Here is an 18,506-nt window from a genome sequence, read left to right as displayed (position 1 = left end):
TTAGGGTCAGGCCTGGCGGACGGCGAAGACCGCGTCGATTTCGACGACCGCGCCGAGCGGCAGGACGGGCACGCCGACCGCGGAACGCGCATGGCGGCCGGCATCGCCGAACACCGCGACCATCAGTTCGGACGCGCCGTTGGCGACCGCGGGCTGGCCGGTGAAGGCGGGGTCGGACGAGACGAACACGCCGAGCTTCACGACGCGCTCCACACGGTCGAGCGTGCCGAGCGCCTTCTTGACCTGGGCCAGCACCATGACGGCGCAGCGTTCGGCGGCTTTCTTGCCATAGTCCGCGTCGCGGTTGCCGCCGACATAGCCGGTCATCAGTGCGCCGTCGTCGAACGGCAGCTGCCCCGACAAGTGCAGCAGGCCGCCGGCCTCGACCGCGGGGACATAGGCCGCGACGGGCGCGGCGGCTTCGGGAAGGGCGATGCCCAGTTCGGTGAGGCGGGTTTCGATGCTCATGCTGTGGTCTTTCGGATGGGGCGCGGGGTGGGTCAAGGGGGATTGGGTTGTAGTGCTTCTGGCCCCCCTCCCTTTCAAGGGAGGGGTTGGGGGTGGGTGGTACCTGTTCGTTTATTAAGACGCTGTGGGTGTGGAGCTGTTGCACCCACCCCCAACCCCTCCCTTGAAAGGGAGGGGGCTTTTCTGATGTGCCCTACCTCCGCGGTCCCTCTTCGAACCGCGCGAGAATCCAGTCCTTGGCTTCGCGCCAGTCGTCGATGCGGGCGTCGGCCTCGGGCGCCGGGGCGACGTCGGGGGCGAGGGTGGGTTCGGAGACCATGTGGAGGCGCCAGACCTCGGGCGTGTGTTCGGCGAGCGATGCGTGGTGGACGGCGAGGTCGTCGACGAACACCGCGGCGGAGGGGGCGAATTCCTCGATCAGCGTGCGCGCGGGGGTGCCCTTGCCGCCCTGGTTGCAGACGACGCGGTGGCGGATGCCGTGCGCGGCGAGTTGCGCGACCCGGCCCGCATGCCAGTCAGGCATGATGTTGGTGAGCACGACGATGTCGGCGACCTCACCGATCTCTGCCAGTGCCTCGGCCGCGTGGGGGACGAGCGTCTGGCGGTGCATCTGCGTTTCGAAGAAGCCGTTGAGCAGCGGCCAGAGCTGTTCGTCGGGGAACAGCGTGCCGTCGCTGCGGCGGCGCGTGCTGGAGGTGAAGTGACCGCCGCGCGGCTGGAAATCGAGCTGATGTTCCGCATCAAGCCAGGCCCCGAAATGGGTGACCATGTGGAGCAGCACCTCGTCGCAGTCGGTGATGAGCAGCGGGCGGCTCATGCGGAGAGCAATGCGTTGGCGCGGACCAGCCGGTCGGGCGCGACGTCGAGGTCGGCGGCGCAGGCGATCAGGTCCGGTTCGTGCGATTCGAGGAAGCCGAGGACCGCGCCGAGCACCGCCGGATCGTTCGCGCGGGTGCGCAGGTCGGTGGGGTCGAGGCCGGTCAGCGCGAGCAGCCGATCGGCGCGCGACGGTTCGCCCAGCGTCCAGACGAGCGCGTTCAACGCGAGGGCTGCGGCGCCGTCCGCGTTCATTGTATCCTTGGCCGCCATCCTCTACTCCCGTGCCAGATGCGAGAGGGTGCGGTGGCGAAGAAAGTCCTGATTGTCGAGGACAACGAGCTTAATCTCAAGCTGTTCTGCGACCTTTTGCGCGCGCACGACTATGATGCGCGGGGCGTCAGCGACGGGCGCGAGGCGCTGGCGACGGCGCGGGAGTTCGCGCCCGACCTGGTCATCATGGACATCCAGTTGCCGCATGTGAGCGGGCTGGACCTGATCGCGGCGATGCGCGCGGACGATGCGTTGCGGGAGATCCCGGTGATGGCGGTGACGGCCTATGCCGCACACGGCGACGAGGCGCGGATCCGCGCGGCAGGGGCGCAGGCCTATGTGTCGAAACCGATTTCGGTGATGCGGTTCGTGGGGTCTGTGGAGGCTTTGCTTTAGGGGCGGTCAGAGCGGTCGTGCCTGGTACGGCGGGGGCTCGACATTCAAAACCCGCAGGGTCTGCGCTCGTGACGAGCGTGGACCCTGCGGGTTTTTTGCTGGATCCCCGCCTGCGCGGGGATAATCTCGGTCCGCCGCCTGGGCGGACCTAGATCACTTGATCTTGGCTTCCTTGAACTCGACATGCTTGCGCACGACGGGGTCGTACTTGCGGAAGGTGAACTTTTCCGTCTGCGTGCGGGGGTTCTTCTTCGTGACGTAGAAGAAACCCGTGTCGGCGGTGCTGACGAGCTTGATCTTGACGGTGGTCGGCTTTGCCATGACCCGGAACCTTTGCGAACGCGAAAAAAAAGAAGGCGACGTTGCCGCCGCCTGTATGCCGGGTCCTTTGAGCGACGCGAGGAGGAGAGTCAAGCCCGTGGACCGTTCTGTCGCCGGCAATGTCGCGGACGCGTCTTAATCGGTGGATAAGGAATGCGGGCGCACAAGGTCGCAAGGGGAGGACGCAAGATGGCGACCGCTTACAGACAGGACGACGAGAACGACATGGCCGCGGCGACCCGCCTGTGCGGGCGGATCGCGGTGCTGGAGGCGGATTTGCCGACGCTGTCGCTCGACCGGCTGATGCAGCGGGTGGTCGAGATTCGCGGAACGGCGCGGTTGCACGGGCTGTCCGCGGTCGTGGGCATCGCCGCCGAACTGGCGACCGCGATCGGGCGTGACGGGCGCGCGGCGTTGATCCGGCCCTATCTGGCGGGTCTGCGCGAGGCGTGCGGGTGCGCGCCGGGCGACGATCATGCGGTCCATGCGTTGCTGGCGTCGATCAGCGTCCGGTTTGCGGACTGATCCTACGCGTGGGGTTCGCTGAATAGATGGATGCATTGCTGAGTGCGTTCGTGGCGTGCGGGCTGGCCGAGATCGGCGACCGCAGCCAGTTGCTGGTCATCCTGCTCTGCCTGAAGTTTCCGGACAGGACCGGCCGCGTGCTGGCTGCGGCGGGGTTGGCGGCGCTGGTCAGCACTGGGATCGGCGCGGCGGGCGGTGCTGTGGTGCATGGTACGGTGCCGTTCCGTGCGCTGTCGCTGATGGCGGCGCTGGCGCTGCTGTCCGCGGGAATCGGGTCGCTTGCGCGGCCCAAGACGCCGAAGCTGACGGTGTCGCCGCGGCTGGGGGCGTTCGGTGGGAGTTTCGGCGTGCTGCTGGCGGCGGGCCTCGGTGACAAGACGCAGTTCCTGGCGTTCGCGCTGTCGGCGCGGACCGCGGCGCCGGTGCTGGCGGCGATCGGCGCGACGCTGGGCGTGCTGGCGGCGGCGGTGCCCGCGGCGATGCTGGGGCGGCGGTTCGTGACGGTGATGCCGCTACGCGCCGTGCGGATCGGGATCGGGGTGGTGTTCATTCTGGTCGCGCTCGGGTTCGGGCTCGATGCCTTGCGGTTGCTCTAGCGTCCGGCGCGAAAATTCTGTGGGCGGGGATGCGACCGAGGCGGGTCTGGGTCGTTGAGGACCCGAACCAAATATCCGGAGACGCATCATGGCCGACACCCCGCAGCCCGAACTGGCAACCCCGACCGATATCGCGACGACCAACGCCAAGACCGTCGCCGACGCGCTGAACGGCGTGCTGGCGGACAGCTTCGCGCTGTACCTGAAGACCAAGAATTTCCATTGGCACGTGTCGGGGCCGCATTTCCGCGACTATCACCTGATGCTCGACGATCAGGCCGCGCAGATCCTGGGCACGACCGACGCGATCGCAGAGCGCGTGCGCAAGACTGGCAACGTCACGCTGCGGTCGATCGGCGACATTTCGCGCCGCCAGACGATTCAGGACAACGACAAGCCGTTCGTGAGTGCGGACGACATGCTGGTCGAGCTGCGCGAGGACAATCTGCATCTGGTGCAGGCGCTGCGCGAGGCAAAGGACATCGTCGACGAAGCCAAGGACAATGCGACCAGCGGCATTCTGGACGACTGGACCGACCAGGCCGAAGAGCGTGCGTGGTTCCTGTTCGAGGCCAGCCGCAAGGTGTGATGCTGTGGGGGCCGGGCGACCGGCCCCGCAATCGCCCCGAGACGTGGGGCAAAGTGGTTTCTTGTGAGGCGTCGGTTGGGCGCGTAAGGCGCGCGGCATGATCGAACCCGTCACCCTGGCCATTCCAAAGGGCCGTATCCTCGACGAAGTGCTGCCGATGCTGGCGCAGGTCGGGATCGTGCCGGAAGCGGCGTTCTCCGACCCGGCGAGCCGCGCGCTGATGTTCGCGACCAGCGATCCCGGCGTGCGGATCATCCGGGTACGGGCGTTCGACGTCGCGACGTTTGTGGCGCACGGCGCGGCGCAGGTCGGTGTCGTCGGGTCCGACGTGCTGATGGAGTTCGACTATTCCGAACTTTACGCGCCGGTCGATCTGGACGTCGGGCATTGCCGGTTGTCGGTGGCGGAACCGGTGGCACTGGCGGCAGGCGACGACCCGCGCGAATGGAGCCACGTCCGTGTGGCGACGAAATATCCGAACATCACGCGGCGCCATTTCGAGGCGCGCGGCGTGCAGGCGGAATGCGTGAAGCTGAACGGCGCGATGGAAATCGCGCCGGTGCTGGGGCTGGCCGACCGGATCGTCGATCTGGTGTCGAGCGGGCGGACGCTGGTCGAGAACGGGCTGGCCGAGGTCGAGGTGATCGCACAGGTGTCGGCCCGGCTGATCGTCAACCGCGCGGCGTTCAAGACGCGCAGCGGGCAGATCGCGGCGCTGATCGACGGGTTCCGGATGGCGGGGGCGCAGCGTGCGGCCTGATTTTACGAGCGGAGGCGGGCGATGACCCAGCGGCTGGATGCGACCGACGCGGGCTTTGCTGCGGCGTTCGAAACCCTGGTGAATGCGCGGCGCGAGTCGGATGCGGGCGTGCGCGAATCGGTCGCGGCGATCGTCGCGGACGTGCGCGCGCGCGGCGATGTGGCGGTGGCCGAACTGACCGCGCGGTTCGACGGGCATGAGCTGGCAACGACCGGGTGGGAGGTGCCGCGGGCGGAGCGGCGTGCGGCGCTGGACGGGTTGGGGAGCGACCTGCGCGATGCGCTGGAACTGGCGGCGGAACGGATCCGGCTGTTCCATGCGGCGCAGGTGCCGGCTGATCGCGATGCGGTCGATGCGCAGGGTGTGCGGCTGGGGTCGCGCTGGCGCGCGGTCGAGGCGGCGGGGCTGTATGTGCCGGGTGGGCGCGCGGCCTATCCGTCGTCGGTGCTCATGAACGCCTTGCCGGCGCGCGCCGCGGGCGTTGATCGGTTGACGATGGTGACGCCGACCCCGAACGGCGAGGTCAATCCGCTGGTGCTGGCCGCGGCGGAGATCGCCGGCGTCGATCAGGTGTTCCGCATCGGCGGGGCGCAAGCGATCGCGGCGCTGGCGTACGGGACGGAGCGGATTGCGGCGACCGACGTGATCGTGGGCCCGGGCAATGCCTGGGTCGCGGAGGCCAAGCGCCAGCTGTACGGCGTGGTGGGGATCGACATGGTCGCCGGCCCGTCCGAGATCGTGGTGGTGGCCGACGGCGCCAACGACCCGGACTGGATCGCGATCGACCTGCTGAGCCAGGCGGAGCATGACCCGGTCAGCCAGTCGATCCTGATCACCGACGACGCGGCGTTCGGCGACGCGGTGATGGCAGCGGTCGAGGCGCGGCTGACGACGCTGGCGACCGAGCGCGTGGCGCGGGCGAGCTGGGCCGATTATGGCGCGATCATCGTGGTGCCGACGCTGGATGCGGCGATCCCGTTGGTAGACCGGCTGGCGCCCGAGCATCTGGAGATCGCGACGGACGATCCGGATGCGATCTTTGCGCGCGTCCGGCATGCCGGGTCGGTGTTCCTGGGGCGGCACACGCCCGAGGCGGTCGGCGACTATGTCGCGGGGCCGAACCATGTGTTGCCGACCGGGCGGCGCGCGCGTTTTTCATCGGGACTGTCGGTCCTGGATTTCATGAAGCGGACCAGTTTCCTGGCGCTGGACCCCGTGTCGCTGCGTGCGATCGGGCCGGCGGCAGTGACGCTGGCGACGGCCGAGGGGTTGCCGGCACATGCGGCGTCGGTCGCGGTCCGGCTGGGGAGTTAATAGATGGCCAAGATCAACGAACGTTCGCGATCGCGCAGTGCCGCGCGGCTGGCAGCGGTGCAGGCGCTGTACCAGCAGGAGATGGAGACGATCACGCTGCCGCGGCTGCTCGACGAATTCCATCGTCACCGGCTGGGCGCGACCGTCGACGATGTCGAATATGCCGATGCGGAGGTCGATTTCTTCGACGATCTGGTGCGCGGCGTGGATGCGCGGCGCGACGAGGTCGATGCGGCGATTTCGGACAAGCTGGCCGCAGGCTGGTCGATGGCGCGGCTGGACAAGCCGATGCGGCAGATCCTGCGCGCGGGCACGTACGAGCTGATCGCGCGGCCGGATGTGCCGACGGGGAGCGTGATTTCCGAGTATGTCGATGTGGCGGCGGCGTTCTACGACAAGCGTGAGAAGGGATTCGTGAACGGGCTTCTCGACGCGGTTGCGAAGGCTGTGCGGGTCTAGTGTTCTTCTAGCCCCCCTCCCTTTCAAGGGAGGGGTTGGGAGTGGGTGGTACCTGCTCGCTATTGCGACGTTGAATTTGGGACGCTGTTGCACCCACCCCCAACCCCCTCCCTTAAAAGGGAGGGGGCGTTTTTTCTGGCTGGAGGGCAGCTGTGTCCGACGAGGCAGCGTTTATCGAGTTGCTGAAGGGCGTCGCGACCGGTGTGGGGGCGCGGGGGTTGCTGGATGATGCGGCTTTGTTCGTGCCGCCTGCCGGGCGAGTGCTGGTCCTCACGCACGACATGCTGGTCGAGGGCGTGCATTATCTGCCCGGCGATCCGCCCGAGGATGTCGCCTGGAAGCTCGTTGCGGTGAACCTGTCCGATCTGGCTGGGAAGGGCGCGCGGCCGGAGGGGGTGTTGCTGGGCTATACGCTGAGCGGCGATCGCGGGTGGGATGCGCGGTTCGTGGCCGGATTGGCGGAGGTCTGTGACGTCTATGCCGTGCCGTTGCTCGGGGGCGATACCGTCGCGGGGCGGGGTGCGCGGACGCTGGGGCTGACGGCGATCGGATCGGTGGCGCCGGGTGGGGCGCCGTCGCGGACCGGGGCGCGGCCGGGGGACGGGTTGTGGGTCACCGGGACGATCGGTGATGCCGGCCTGGGGCTGGAGATCGCGCGCGGGGCGATGGCGGGTTCGGCCGAATTGCTGGCGGCATATCGGCGGCCGCGGGCGCAGGTCGCGGCGGGGCAGGCGCTGGTGCCGTTTGTGCGGGCGTCGGCGGATGTTTCCGACGGGGTGCTGATCGATGCCGGGCGGATCGCGGCCGCCAGCGGGTGTGCGGTGGCTATTACGCTGGATGCCCTGCCGTTGTCCGATGCGCTGATCGCGGCGGCGGGGGGCGATACGCTGGACGTGCGGATCGCGGCGGCGACCGCGGGCGACGATTACCAACTCTTAATGGCGGTGCCGCCGGATGCGGCCGCGGAGATGCAGGCGCGGGCGGCGGCGATCGGCGTGCGGATCGGCCGGATCGGGGCGTTTTCGGCCGGTTCGGGGCTGAGCCTGACTTATCAGGGGGCCGCGGTGCCAGTGCCGGGGCGCACCGGATACCAGCATGGTGCAACCGAAAAGGACCTCGCGCCGTAGGAACCGTATCGTTCCCGGTGCGTATCAACATCCTACTCGACGCAAGGGCTGCACAGGCCATCGTCAAAACAGGGAGGTCGTTATGGGTTTGATCATGTGGTTGATCGTGGGTGGTGTCATCGGCTGGCTGGCGAGCATCATCATGCGCACCGACGCGCAGCAGGGCATCCTGCTCAACATCGTCGTCGGCATCGTGGGTGCCTTCATCGGCGGCCTGATCATCACGGGTGGCTCGATCAACAACGCGCCGCTCAATCTGACGACGTTCCTCGTTTCGCTGCTGGGTGCGATCATCCTGCTCGCGATCGTGAACCTGTTCCGCCGCGGTCGCGTCCGCTAATCGCGACGCACTTCGGTGTAGATTGAGGCCGCCCCGGGAGACCGGGGCGGCCTTTTCTTTGTCTTCGCGGCGGGCGCGGTGCCCTTACTGGAGTTCGAACGTGACGCGGACGGTGACGCCGAGCGTCTGCTCGCCGGCCTGGACGGGGGTCGCGTCCTTTTCCATGCGCGACAGCGCCATGGACACCATCATCGGGCGCGGTTGATTGGTCTGTTCGCCTTCCTCACTGATCGCGACGATGCGGCGGACGGTCATGCCGGCGGCGCGCGCGTAGAGATCCGCCCGGGTGCGGGCGAGCGCCATGGCGGCGGTGCGCGCCTCGTCGAGCGCGGCGGCCGGCTTGTCGAGCGAGAAGGCGGGGCCGTTGATCTGGTTCGCGCCGGCCTGGACCAGTGCGTCGAGGATCGTGCCGGCGCGCTTGATCTCGCGGAACCGGATCGTGACCTGGTTCGACGCCTGGTAGCCTGTCAGCACGGGCGGGACGTTCTCGCCGTAGCGATATTGCGGGCTGAGGTTGATCGCGGCACTCTGGATATCGCGTTCGGCGACGCCGGCGCGGCGCAGCGCGGCGATCGTGGCGGTCATGCGCGTCGCGTTTTCGGCAAGCGCGGCCGACGCGGTCGGCGCCTGCGTCACCACGCCGGCGAAGATGGTGGCGATGTCGGGTGCGCGCGCGACCTCGCCCGTCGCGACGATGTCGAGCCGCGTGCCGCCGAGCGTGGCGACCGGCAGCGGGGCGACCTGCGCCGCGGCGATGGCAGGCATCGCGGCGGCGGTGAACAGCGCGGCAAGCGGGAGGGCGCGGCGGAGCGGATGAAGCGATTGCATGGGTGATCCTCCTGTTGTCGGTGGAGGGCAGGTAAAGCCCGAGCACTGCACGGCGGCTGAACGCGGCTTTATCGATGTGCAAGACGCTTTCGTCGCGCGGCACGAACTTGCCGTCGCCAAAACATGCTACGTCGCGGACAAGGAATCGCGCTTGAGTGAAGTGGTTTAGTTGGATAACACAGCGTCGCCGGGTCGCCCGGTCCCGTACTGAGAGGCACACACCCGATGAAGATGCAGTCCCCCGACACCGACCGATCGTTCGCGATGGCCGATGCGGCGGATGCCCGTCCCCGCAGCCGACGCTGGTTGGTGATTGGGATCGTGCTGATCGTCGTGGCAGTGGGTGCCGCGCTGTTCTTCATGAAGAGCGGTGCCAGCAAGACGGCCGCCGCGACCCAGGCGACGGCCGCGACCGGCAAGGGTACGGCGCAGCGCGTGACGGTCATCGTGCCCGGCCGCAGCGCGTCCTCCTCGACCATCTCGGCCACCGGCACGCTGGCCGCCCGGCGCGACATGCCGGTCGGCGTGGCGGGCGAAGGCGGGCGGGTGACCGCGGTGCTGGCCGAGCAGGGCCAGTGGGTGAAGGCTGGTCAGACGCTGGTCGTGATCGACCGTTCCGTCCAGACGCAGCAGGCGGCGCAGTTGCGCGCTTCGATCACCGTGGCGCAGGCAGATGCCGCGCTGGCGCAGTCCAACCTGGACCGCGCGCGCAGCTTGGTCGGGCGCGGTTTCGTATCGAAGGCGGACCTGGACAGCCGGATCGCGACGCGCGACGCGGCGGTGGCGCGGGTCGCGGTCGCGCGGGCGCAGTTGAACGAATCGCAGGCGCTGATCGGGCGGCTGGACGTGCGCGCGCCGGCCTCGGGGCTGGTGCTGGCGCGGTCGGTCGAAGCCGGGCAGATCGTGAGCGGCGGTGGCGGGACCCCGCTGTTCCGCATCGCGCGCGAAGGGGAGCTGGAATTGCAGGCGCGGCTGGCGGAGCAGGACCTGACCAGCCTGTCGGTCGGTCGTCCGGCGCAGGTGACGCCGGTGGGCGGCACGCGGACGTTCAACGGCCGGATCTGGCAATTGTCGCCGATCATCGACCCGACATCGCGTCAGGGGCTGGTGCGGATTGCCCTCCCATATGATCCCGCACTGCGCCCGGGCGGGTTCGCCAGCGTGGTGATCACCAGCGGGTCGGTCGACCAGCCGTTGCTGCCGCAGTCGGCGGTGCTGGCCGACGGCAAGACCAATTTCGTCTACATCATCGGGCCGGACAATGTGGTGGTGCGCCGCGTCGTGACGGTGGGCGAGGTGACCGACGGCGGCGTTTCGATCGCATCGGGCTTGAACGGCACCGAGCAGGTCGTGGTGTCGGCCGGCGCGTTCCTGAACCCCGGCGACAAGGTGATCCCCGAACGGCGTTCCGCCGCGGCCGCCGCCGCCGCCGCGTCGGCACGCTGAAGGACCGCGCATGCGTAACATCTCCGCCTGGTCGATCCGCAACCCCATACCCGCGCTGGTGCTGTTCGCGGCGCTGACGCTGGCGGGCATCATCTCGTTCATGCGGATGGACGTGAACCAGCAGCCGGACATCGCGTTTCCGGGCGCGAACATCATCGTGTCGCAGCCGGGCGCCGCGCCCAGCGAGATGGAAACGCAAGTCACGCAGCGGATCGAGGCGGCGGTTCGCGGCATCAACGGGATCGACGAGATCCAGTCGACCGTGACCGAAGGCAGTTCGCAGACCTTCGTCCAGTTCGTGCTCGGCACGCCGATCGATCGCGCGGTCACCGACGTGCGCGAGGCGGTGCAGCGGGTGCGCAGCGACCTGCCCGAAGGGATCCAGGAGCCGCAGGTGACGCGGATCGACATCGATGGCGATGCGATCGTGTCCTATTCGGTCGCCGCGACCGACATGACGCTGGAACAGCTGAGCTGGTTCGTCGACAACCAGGTGACCAAACGGTTGCTCGCCGTATCGGGCGTGGCGTCGGTCGAGCGCGAAGGCGGCGTGACGCGCGAGATCCGCGTGATCCTCGACCCCGCGCGGATGCAGGCGCAGGGGGTCACCGCCAACCAGATCAACGCGCAGCTGCGATCGACCAACCTGAACGCAGCCGGCGGGCGCGCGGAGATTGCGGGCGCGGAGCAGTCGGTCCGCATCTTGGGCAATGCGGCGGACGCCTATGCGCTGGGTCAGAAGCAGATTTCGGTCGGGAACGGTCGCGCGGTGAAGCTCGCCGATATCGCGCGGGTCGAGGACGGCTATGCGGAACAGCGCCGGCTGGCGCGGATGAACGGGCGCGAGGTCGTGAGTTTCGACCTGTACAAGGCCAAGGGCTTCTCCGACGTCACCGTGTATCACGAGACGCAAAAGGCGATCGAGACGCTGCGCAAGGAGAACCCCGGTGTGCGGTTCCAGCAGCTCTATACCAGCGTCGACTATACCGAGGCGCAGTACGAGTCCGCGATCGAGGCGATGATCCTGGGTGCGGTGCTGGCCGTCATCGTGGTGTTCCTGTTCCTGCGCGACTGGCGTGCGACGGTCATTTCCGCGCTGGCGATCCCGCTGTCGGCGATCCCGACATTCTGGGCGATGGACCTGATCGGGTTCACGCTGAACAGCATGACGCTGCTCGCGCTCAGCCTGGTGGCGGGTGTGCTGGTCGACGATGCGATCGTCGAGATCGAGAATATCGTGCGGCATATCCGGATGGGCAAATCCGTGTGGCAAGCCTCGATCGACGCGGCGGACGAGATCGGGTTGGCGGTGGTCGCGACGACATTCTCGATCGTGGCGGTGTTCTTCCCGGTCAGCGTGATGCCGGGGATTGCCGGGCAGTTCTTCAAGAATTTCGGGTTCACGGTCGTCGTCGCGGTGCTGATGAGCCTTGCGGTCGCGCGGCTGATCACGCCGATGATCGCGGCGTATTTCCTGCGCCCGCACGGTGAGCGAGACCATGGCGGCGGCCGGGTGATGCTGATGTACCAGTCGGTGCTGCGCTGGACGCTGGACCGTAGCTCGGCCGATGCGGCGCGTGCCCGTGGCGGCATCGGGCGGCGGTTCGCCTGGCTCCGTGACCATCGCTGGTGGACGATGGGGTTCGGCCTGCTGGCGTTCATCGCCACGATCATTTCGTTCGCGACGCTGCCGCAGACATTCTTCCCGGTCGGCGACACGGACTACAGCCAGTTGCGCATCCAGCTGGTCCCCGGATCGACGTTGCAGCAGACCGAGGCGGTGGCCGACCGCGCGGCGCGCTTGCTCGACGCCCAGCCGGAGGTGCAGTCCGCCTACACCACGGTGCAGGTCGGCACGGCGCGTGTGCTGATCACGCTGCGCAAGGATCGGAAGCGGACCAGCACCGAGTTCGAACGCGAGTTGCAGCCGCAGATGAACCGCATTGCAGACGCGCGGATCAATTTCCAGGCGCAGAACGGCGGCGGCGGGCGTGACATCGCGATCGTTCTGGCGAGCGACGATCCAGTGAAGCTGGACGCCGCGGCGCAGACGGTGGTCGATCAGATGGCCAGGCTGCCCAAGATCCGTGCACCGCGAACCGAAGGCGACCTGCCGCGGCCGGAGATCGTGATCCGTCCGCGAATCGATCTGGCCGCCGACATGGGCGTCACGACGCAGGCGCTGTCGACCGCGATCCGCATCGCGACGCTGGGCGATATCGACCAGAATGTCGCGAAATTCTCGCTGAGCGATCGGCAGATCCCGATCCGCGTGGCGATCGACGAGGGATCGCGTCGCAACCTGTCGACGATCCGCAACCTGCCCGTGCCCACCACGGCCGGCGGATCGGTGCCGCTGTCGGTGGTGGCTGACATCGGGTTCGGCGAGGGGCCGTCGCAGGTCCGGCGCCTGAACCAGGTGCGCCGCCTGCTGATCGGGGCCGACCTGGCGCCGGGCGCGATTGACGGGGAGGAGCGTGCCAAGATCCTGGCGTTGCCGGCGATGAAGAACCTGCCGGCGGGCGTCGAATATGTGACGTCGGGGCAGAGCAAGTCGCAGGAGGAGATGATCAGCAACTTCATCACCGCGGTGTTCGCCGGCGTCCTGCTCGTGCTGGCGGTGCTGATCCTGCTGTACAAGCGGGTGGTGCCGCCGTTCGTGAACCTGGGGTCCTTCCTGCTCGCGCCGCTGGGCGGGCTGATCGCGCTGCACATCGCCGGCATGCCGGTTTCGCTGCCGGTGTATATCGGGTTGCTGATGCTGCTGGGGATCGTCGCGAAGAACTCGATCCTGCTGATCGATTTCACGATCGAGGAGATGGACCGCGGCGTGCCGAAGTATGAGGCGATCCTGGAGGCAGGGCACAAGCGTGCGCAGCCGATCGTGATGACGACGGTGGCGATGGTCGCCGGCATGATCCCGATCGCACTGTCGATCGGCGGCGACGGCAGCTTCAATCAGCCAATGGCCGTTGTCGTGATCGGCGGCCTGATCGCGTCGACGCTGCTGACGCTGCTGATCGTGCCGGCAGGGTTCAGTCTGGCCGATGGCTTCGAACGCCGGGTGGGCCCGTTCCTTCGCCGGACGCTGACGAACGGGGGCGAGGCGAAGGGCGGCGGCAGCGGCGTGACGCAGCCTGCGGAGTGAGGGTGTGGGGTGCGCTTGCTTAAGGGGCGAGGGCGGCACTTAGCGTTATCGGTAGGTGCTTCCCTCACGCCGTTTGGTTCGGGCCGGTCGAGAACGCAACGCGGAGTTCTCGACAGGCTCGAACCGAACGGCAGTCGGGGGTTGGTTCTCGGTGTTCGTCGAGCGTCGTGACGGGGTGTTGAAGGCGTTCGGGCTTCCTTTGAATGGGTCTTGTGACTGCGCTCGGAACAAGCGGGGGCGGGGAGCTACGCCTCCGTCTGCCGAAACGGGATTGAACCATCCGGGGTTGCGGTCATTCTAGCGGGATGATGCCCTCTTCCCTCGCCGCGCCCGCCAATGGTGGCCCGCGTACCATGCGGATCGTCGCGACCGGGCTGCTGGTGGTGATGGCGGCGCTCTACGTGCTGTCGCGCTTCATGGAGCCGCGCCATTCGGGGTGGGGCTTCGTCCGCGCTTTTGCGGAAGCGGCGATGGTCGGCGGGCTGGCCGACTGGTTCGCGGTGACCGCGCTGTTCCGCCATCCGCTGGGGCTGCCGATCCCGCATACCGCGATCATCCCGCGCAACAAGGACCGGATCGGCGCGACGCTGGCGTCGTTTCTGAAGGACAATTTCCTGACACCGCGGGTGGTGGCGCGGCGGATGCGGCGGATGGACGTTGCGAACGCCGCGGGCCGTTTCCTGGCGACGCCGACCGAGGGCGGGCGGTTGCGTGCCGGCGCATCGCGACTGGCGGCGAACGTGCTCGAGTCGCTCGATCAGGACCGGCTGGGCGGGATGGTTAAGGGTGCGATCGCGGGTCGGCTGCGCGCGCTGAACGCCGCGCCGCTGATCGGGCAGGCGATCGCGGCGGCCATGCAGAACAAGCGGCATCTGCCGGTGATGGACGCGCTGATCCAGTGGGGCAGCAAGGTGCTGCTGCGCAACGAGGCCACGGTGCGCGCGATGGTCAGCCAGCGGTCGGGGTCGATCCTGCGCTGGACGGGGCTGGACGAGCGGATCGGGCAGGCGGTGATCGACGGGCTGTACAAGCTGCTCGACGACATGGCGACGGACCCGGACCATCCGCTGCGGATCAAGGCGGAGGAGGGGCTGGCGCAGCTGGCCTACGACCTGCAGCGCGACCCGGACATGCAGGCGCGGGTCGACCGGATCCGCGACGAGCTGCTCGACAACCCGGCGATCGCGCTGTGGATCGACGGACTGTGGGAGAGTGCGCGAGCCGGCATGCTTCGCGCGGTGCGCGATCCGCAGGCGGCACTGGCCGGCAAGCTAGGCGAGATGCTGCGCCAGCTTGGTGGGACGTTGCAGCAGGACGCGCGGCTGGCGAAGACGATCAACAGTTTTGTGCGGCGTGCGGTGGTGGGCGCGGTCGCGACTTATGGGGATCAGATCGTCACGCTGGTGTCGGAGACGATCCGCGGGTGGGATGCGCGGACGATCACCGGTCGGTTGGAGAATGCGGTGGGGCGCGATCTGCAGTATATTCGGGTGAATGGGACTGTGGTTGGCGGTTTGGTGGGGGTGTTGATCCATTTGATCGACAGGGCGGTTGGTTAAAGACGTACTCTCCCGCTATGATCCCGGAAGGCAGCCGAATAGATGAGTTTCGACTGAAGGGGGAGTTTAAGGATGTCAGTAAGACAGAGAACGGGTCTTGCGTTTTTTATTATGTTGTCGTTGGCGGCGCCTGCCGGTGCCAGCGTCTATAGCGATGATTTTGGTAAGTGTCTGGTGAAGGCCACGACGGATACCGACAAGGCTTCGCTCGTGAAATGGATATTTGCGGCTTTTTCTGCCGGGCCGGTGGTCGCGTCCATGTCGAAAATCACGGTGGCCGAGCGTCAGGGCTATAATCGCGCTATCGGGAAATTGATGGACCGCCTTGTCCTGTCGGACTGCCGGCAGGCCGCAATCGATGCGGTAAAGGCAGATGGGCCAGGTGCCTTCCAAACGAGCTTCGAGTTGCTGGGCGCCGTTGCGGCCCGGCAACTGATTAGCGATCCGGTGGTCGGTGCCGAGATGCAGTCTCTGAGTGAGAACGTCGACAAAAGTGGCTGGGCTGACCTGATGAAAGCGGCCGGGGTGGCGGCACCGGCCAAGTAGGCGCCGCCCTCAATCCCCGCCGGCGCGCTCGATCTCGGCTCCGACGGCGGCCAGCTTGTCTTCGAGCCGTTCGTAGCCGCGGTCGAGATGGTAGATGCGGTGGACGCGGGTTTCGCCTTCGGCGGCGAGGCCGGCGAGGATGAGGCTCATCGAGGCGCGCAGGTCGGTGGCCATGACTTCGGCACCGACGAGGCGGTCGACGCCGCGGACGATGGCCGTGCGGCCTTGGACCAGGATGTCCGCGCCCATGCGCGCCAGTTCAGGGACGTGCATGTAGCGGTTTTCGAAGATCGATTCGGTCAGCACACTTGCCCCGTCAGCGAGCGCCAGCATGGCCATGAACTGCGCCTGCATGTCCGTGGGGAAGGCGGGGAAGGGGGCGGTCGAGATGGTGAGCGCGCGCAGCTTGGTGGGCGCTTCGATGCGGATCGCGTCGGGTATTTCGGTGGCGGTGACGCCGGCTTCGCGCAGGCCGTCGAGAATGGCGATCATGTCCGCGCTGCGCGCGCCGACGAGATCGAGCGAGCCGCCGGTGATGGCGGCAGCGCAGGCGTAGCTGCCGGCCTCGATGCGGTCGGGCATGACCTCGTGCGTGGCGCCGTGGAGGCGGGGCTTGCCCTGGATGGTCAGCCGTTCGGTGCCGATGCCGGCGATTTCCGCGCCCATCGCGACGAGGCAGCGGCAGAGATCGGCAATTTCCGGTTCGCGCGCGGCGTTGTCGATCACGGTTTCGCCGGTGGCCAGGACCGCAGCCATGACGACATTTTCGGTGGCGCCGACCGAGACGACGGGGAAGCGATACTGCCCGCCGCGCAGACCGCCGTCGGGGGCGGTCGCCTTCACATAGCCGGCGGCGATTTCGATGTGCGCGCCGAGCGCCTCGAGCGCGCGGAGGTGGAGGTCGATCGGACGGTTGCCGATCGCGCAGCCGCCGGGGAGCGAGACGGTCGCCTCACCCGCGCGGGCGAGGAGGGGGCCCAGCACCAGGATCGAGGCGCGCATCTTGCGGACGATGTCGTAGGGCGCGACGGTGGACGCAATGCGTTGCGCGTGGAGCGTCATGATGCGGCCGAATTCGGCACCGCGCGCGCCGGCGACCTGCGTCGAGGCGCCGAGTTCGTTCAGCAGATGGCCGAAGCCGTCGACGTCCGCGAGCCGCGGCAGGTTGCGCAGCATCAGCGGTTCGTCGGTCAGCAGCGCGCACGGCATGAGCGTGAGCGCGGCGTTCTTCGCGCCGGAGATGGGCACGCGGCCCGAAAGGCGGTTGCCGCCGCGGATGATGATCCTGTCCATAGGGACAGCGCCTAACGCGATTTGTGTGTGACGCCAAGGCGGGAGGGGCGCGTGTTTGGGTGTTGGGGTGGGTTGTGCCCCGGCGTAGGCTGGGGCCTAGGTGGATGGTCGACGCGGTTTGGGCGTGGCCGCTGGTGCTCAAGCCGTTGGTCGAGAGCCACGAGCCCGTCACTTGGGTCCCCGGATCCCGGATCAAGTCCGGGATACGGGTGGGGCGAGCTGGCGTGCTCGTTTAGCTGCGTCGGGGTTGTGTCTAGGCCCCGGCCTTCGCCGGGGAACTGTTCGGGCCGTTCAGTGCGAGAGCCGTCGCTCGTTCAGGCTTTTTCCAGCGTGCACTGGAGCGGGTGCTGGTTTTCGCGGGCGAAGTCGGTGACCTGACTCACCTTGGTTTCGGCGACTTCGTAGCTGAAGATGCCGCAGACGCCGACGCCGCGCTGGTGGACGTGGAGCATGACGCGGGTGGCGTCTTCCATGCCCATGCGGAAGAAGCGTTGCAGGCAAAGGACGACGAATTCCATCGGGGTATAGTCGTCGTTGAGCATCAGCACCTTGTAGGGCGACGGCTTCTTCGTGCGGGTCAGCGTGCGCGTGGCGAGGCCGGCGCCGGTGTCGTCGTCGTTGTCGACGTCCTTGCGATTCGCCATGGCGATGATCGCGGACGCATCAGCGTCGCCGACCGGGGGGGATATCATGGGCGAAATCCTGTGTGGACGCGTCGGGTTCTGCATCCGCAGAATATGGGAGAGCGGCGGGTGAGAGCAAGCCCCGATGAACGCAGACGAAACGCGAAACGGCCGCCCCCCGTCATTGGGGAGCGGCCGTCGCGTAGTCAAAAAGGATCAGCCGATCAGAGAGCGGCCGACTTCACCTTTTCCGATGCCAGCGCGACGCGGTTGGACAGCGGCTGGGCGACGTCGCCCATGAACTTCATCATCTGTTCCGATGCCTTCGACGCGTTGGCGACGAGCTGGTCGAACGCGGTCTTGGCGTAGTCGGACTGGAGCTGGAACAGCTCGGTCGGCGACTTGACCTGCGTGAAGGACTTCATCGCGTTCTGGGCCTGTTCGAAACCCGACTTGGCAGTTTCGGTGGCGTCATGCGCCATGGCTTCGATGCCCTTGGCGGCAACGCGGCCCGACTCGACGATCGCCTGGACGTTGCCCTTGGTGAACTCGGTCATGTCCTCGGCGAACTTGACGCCCTTTTCCATGGCGCCCTTCGCCTTGGAGGACATGTCGCCCATCATGCCGTGGGTCTTGGTGGTGTCGAATGCGGTTGCCATGATGTGCGGTCCTTCTGCGAGAGCGGAGACGGTTTCCCGGGTTTGAGCGGCGACGGTCTCCACGGTCCGCTCGGTCTGTGTCTCGACCTGCTCGGCGACGTCGGTCGCGGGCGGGGCCGGGGTTTCGTGCGCCTCCGCGGCCACGATCGGCGCGGGGTCCGCGATCATAGGGGCGGCGGCGGGTTCGGTCGCGGCGATCAGCGCTTCGGCATCGACCATCGGCGCCGCGGCGGGCGGCGTGGGGATGGATGCCGCGGCCGCGGGCTTCGGCGAGAAGGTGGCGGTGCCGGACACGAAGGGCGTCGACGGCGCGGCGGAGGCCATAGCAGGGTTGGCGAGGATCGCGGGGGCAGGCTTGGCGCGTTTCACCCGCGGCTTGATCGGACTTGCCATGATCGGTCCTCTGCTATGTTGCACTGC

The 18,506-nt window shown here is 67.7% G+C and carries 22 protein-coding genes; 14 read left to right on the top strand and 8 right to left on the bottom strand.

Features of this window, described 5'->3' with window-relative positions; all coding sequences use genetic code 11:
• Positions 1-6 precede the first annotated feature (6 nt).
• From IEX50_RS08275 to IEX50_RS08265, 3 genes are all read right to left on the bottom strand, one after another.
• Positions 7-468: a RidA family protein gene (locus tag IEX50_RS08275; protein WP_157174777.1), complete on the bottom strand. Its 462-nt coding sequence runs from the start codon at positions 466-468 to the stop codon at positions 7-9.
• Between the two features lie 193 nt (positions 469-661).
• Positions 662-1,285, bottom strand: coding sequence for an HAD family hydrolase (locus IEX50_RS08270; protein WP_157174778.1), 624 nt, complete (start codon positions 1,283-1,285; stop codon positions 662-664).
• The gene (locus IEX50_RS08265) at positions 1,282-1,557 is read right to left on the bottom strand and encodes a DUF3572 domain-containing protein (RefSeq protein WP_157174779.1); all 276 of its coding nucleotides are present in this window, start codon (positions 1,555-1,557) and stop codon (positions 1,282-1,284) included. Before IEX50_RS08265 ends, IEX50_RS08270 begins: the two co-directional genes overlap by 4 nt.
• A 33-nt stretch (positions 1,558-1,590) precedes the next feature.
• Here IEX50_RS08265 and IEX50_RS08260 point away from each other — a divergent pair, with 33 nt between their 5' ends.
• Complete coding sequence (locus IEX50_RS08260; RefSeq protein WP_157174780.1) at positions 1,591-1,953, top strand: response regulator; 363 nt, start codon at positions 1,591-1,593, stop codon at positions 1,951-1,953.
• A gap of 153 nt (positions 1,954-2,106) precedes the next feature.
• On the opposite strand, the gene rpmG is transcribed toward IEX50_RS08260, so the two are convergent.
• Positions 2,107-2,274: a 50S ribosomal protein L33 gene (rpmG, locus tag IEX50_RS08255; protein WP_157174781.1), complete on the bottom strand. Its 168-nt coding sequence runs from the start codon at positions 2,272-2,274 to the stop codon at positions 2,107-2,109.
• 189 nt (positions 2,275-2,463) lie between these two features.
• Here rpmG and IEX50_RS08250 point away from each other — a divergent pair, with 189 nt between their 5' ends.
• The 8 genes from IEX50_RS08250 (at position 2,464) to IEX50_RS08215 (ending at position 7,984) form a co-directional block, all read left to right on the top strand.
• On the top strand, positions 2,464-2,799 hold the full coding sequence (locus tag IEX50_RS08250; RefSeq protein WP_157174782.1) for a hypothetical protein: 336 nt from the start codon (positions 2,464-2,466) through the stop codon (positions 2,797-2,799).
• Positions 2,800-2,825: 26 nt separating this feature from the next.
• The gene (locus IEX50_RS08245; protein WP_157174783.1) at positions 2,826-3,395 is read left to right on the top strand and encodes a TMEM165/GDT1 family protein; all 570 of its coding nucleotides are present in this window, start codon (positions 2,826-2,828) and stop codon (positions 3,393-3,395) included.
• A gap of 88 nt (positions 3,396-3,483) precedes the next feature.
• Positions 3,484-3,984, top strand: coding sequence for a Dps family protein (locus tag IEX50_RS08240; RefSeq protein WP_157174784.1), 501 nt, complete (start codon positions 3,484-3,486; stop codon positions 3,982-3,984).
• A 97-nt stretch (positions 3,985-4,081) separates the two neighbouring features.
• Positions 4,082-4,744 carry an ATP phosphoribosyltransferase gene (gene hisG, locus IEX50_RS08235; RefSeq protein WP_157174785.1) on the top strand — a complete coding sequence of 221 codons (663 nt, stop codon included), beginning with the start codon at positions 4,082-4,084 and terminating at the stop codon, positions 4,742-4,744.
• A 21-nt stretch (positions 4,745-4,765) separates the two neighbouring features.
• Positions 4,766-6,058, top strand: coding sequence for a histidinol dehydrogenase (gene hisD / locus IEX50_RS08230; RefSeq protein WP_157174786.1), 1,293 nt, complete (start codon positions 4,766-4,768; stop codon positions 6,056-6,058).
• A gap of 3 nt (positions 6,059-6,061) precedes the next feature.
• Positions 6,062-6,517: a transcription antitermination factor NusB gene (gene nusB / locus IEX50_RS08225; protein WP_184075128.1), complete on the top strand. Its 456-nt coding sequence runs from the start codon at positions 6,062-6,064 to the stop codon at positions 6,515-6,517.
• A 152-nt stretch (positions 6,518-6,669) separates the two neighbouring features.
• On the top strand, positions 6,670-7,644 hold the full coding sequence (gene thiL, locus IEX50_RS08220; protein WP_157174787.1) for a thiamine-phosphate kinase: 975 nt from the start codon (positions 6,670-6,672) through the stop codon (positions 7,642-7,644).
• A gap of 82 nt (positions 7,645-7,726) precedes the next feature.
• Positions 7,727-7,984 carry a GlsB/YeaQ/YmgE family stress response membrane protein gene (locus tag IEX50_RS08215; RefSeq protein WP_157174788.1) on the top strand — a complete coding sequence of 86 codons (258 nt, stop codon included), beginning with the start codon at positions 7,727-7,729 and terminating at the stop codon, positions 7,982-7,984.
• An 84-nt stretch (positions 7,985-8,068) separates the two neighbouring features.
• On the opposite strand, the gene IEX50_RS08210 is transcribed toward IEX50_RS08215, so the two are convergent.
• Positions 8,069-8,812 carry an SIMPL domain-containing protein gene (locus tag IEX50_RS08210; protein ID WP_184075131.1) on the bottom strand — a complete coding sequence of 248 codons (744 nt, stop codon included), beginning with the start codon at positions 8,810-8,812 and terminating at the stop codon, positions 8,069-8,071.
• On the opposite strand from IEX50_RS08210, the gene IEX50_RS08205 reads away from it, so the two are divergent.
• The 5 genes from IEX50_RS08205 (at position 8,811) to IEX50_RS08185 (ending at position 15,511) form a co-directional block, all read left to right on the top strand.
• On the top strand, positions 8,811-8,981 hold the full coding sequence (locus IEX50_RS08205) for a hypothetical protein (protein ID WP_157174789.1): 171 nt from the start codon (positions 8,811-8,813) through the stop codon (positions 8,979-8,981). The genes IEX50_RS08210 and IEX50_RS08205 overlap by 2 nt on opposite strands.
• 56 nt (positions 8,982-9,037) lie before the next feature.
• Entirely contained in the window at positions 9,038-10,258 is a 1,221-nt protein-coding gene (locus IEX50_RS08200) for an efflux RND transporter periplasmic adaptor subunit (protein ID WP_157174790.1), read from the top strand.
• Positions 10,259-10,268: 10 nt separating this feature from the next.
• Positions 10,269-13,406, top strand: a complete 3,138-nt coding sequence (locus tag IEX50_RS08195; protein WP_157174791.1) for an efflux RND transporter permease subunit — start codon at positions 10,269-10,271, stop codon at positions 13,404-13,406.
• Positions 13,407-13,714: 308 nt separating this feature from the next.
• Positions 13,715-14,965, top strand: coding sequence for a DUF445 domain-containing protein (locus IEX50_RS08190; protein WP_229673817.1), 1,251 nt, complete (start codon positions 13,715-13,717; stop codon positions 14,963-14,965).
• A gap of 72 nt (positions 14,966-15,037) precedes the next feature.
• Positions 15,038-15,511: a hypothetical protein gene (locus IEX50_RS08185; protein ID WP_157174792.1), complete on the top strand. Its 474-nt coding sequence runs from the start codon at positions 15,038-15,040 to the stop codon at positions 15,509-15,511.
• A 9-nt stretch (positions 15,512-15,520) separates the two neighbouring features.
• Here IEX50_RS08185 and murA read toward each other — a convergent pair whose 3' ends face one another.
• From murA to IEX50_RS08170, 3 genes are all read right to left on the bottom strand, one after another.
• The gene (gene murA / locus IEX50_RS08180) at positions 15,521-16,804 is read right to left on the bottom strand and encodes a UDP-N-acetylglucosamine 1-carboxyvinyltransferase (RefSeq protein ID WP_157174793.1); all 1,284 of its coding nucleotides are present in this window, start codon (positions 16,802-16,804) and stop codon (positions 15,521-15,523) included.
• 314 nt (positions 16,805-17,118) lie between these two features.
• Positions 17,119-17,448 (bottom strand): ATP-dependent Clp protease adapter ClpS, encoded by a 330-nt coding sequence (gene clpS / locus IEX50_RS08175; protein WP_157175781.1) that lies wholly within the window; start codon positions 17,446-17,448, stop codon positions 17,119-17,121.
• 203 nt (positions 17,449-17,651) lie between these two features.
• Entirely contained in the window at positions 17,652-18,479 is an 828-nt protein-coding gene (locus tag IEX50_RS08170; protein ID WP_157174794.1) for a phasin family protein, read from the bottom strand.
• Positions 18,480-18,506 lie beyond the last annotated feature (27 nt).

Source organism: Sphingomonas prati (assembly GCF_014643515.1).
Lineage (GTDB): Bacteria > Pseudomonadota > Alphaproteobacteria > Sphingomonadales > Sphingomonadaceae > Sphingomonas_R > Sphingomonas_R prati.
Note: the sequence above shows the minus strand (reverse complement) of the source record. Positions and strands in the feature narration are given on the sequence as shown.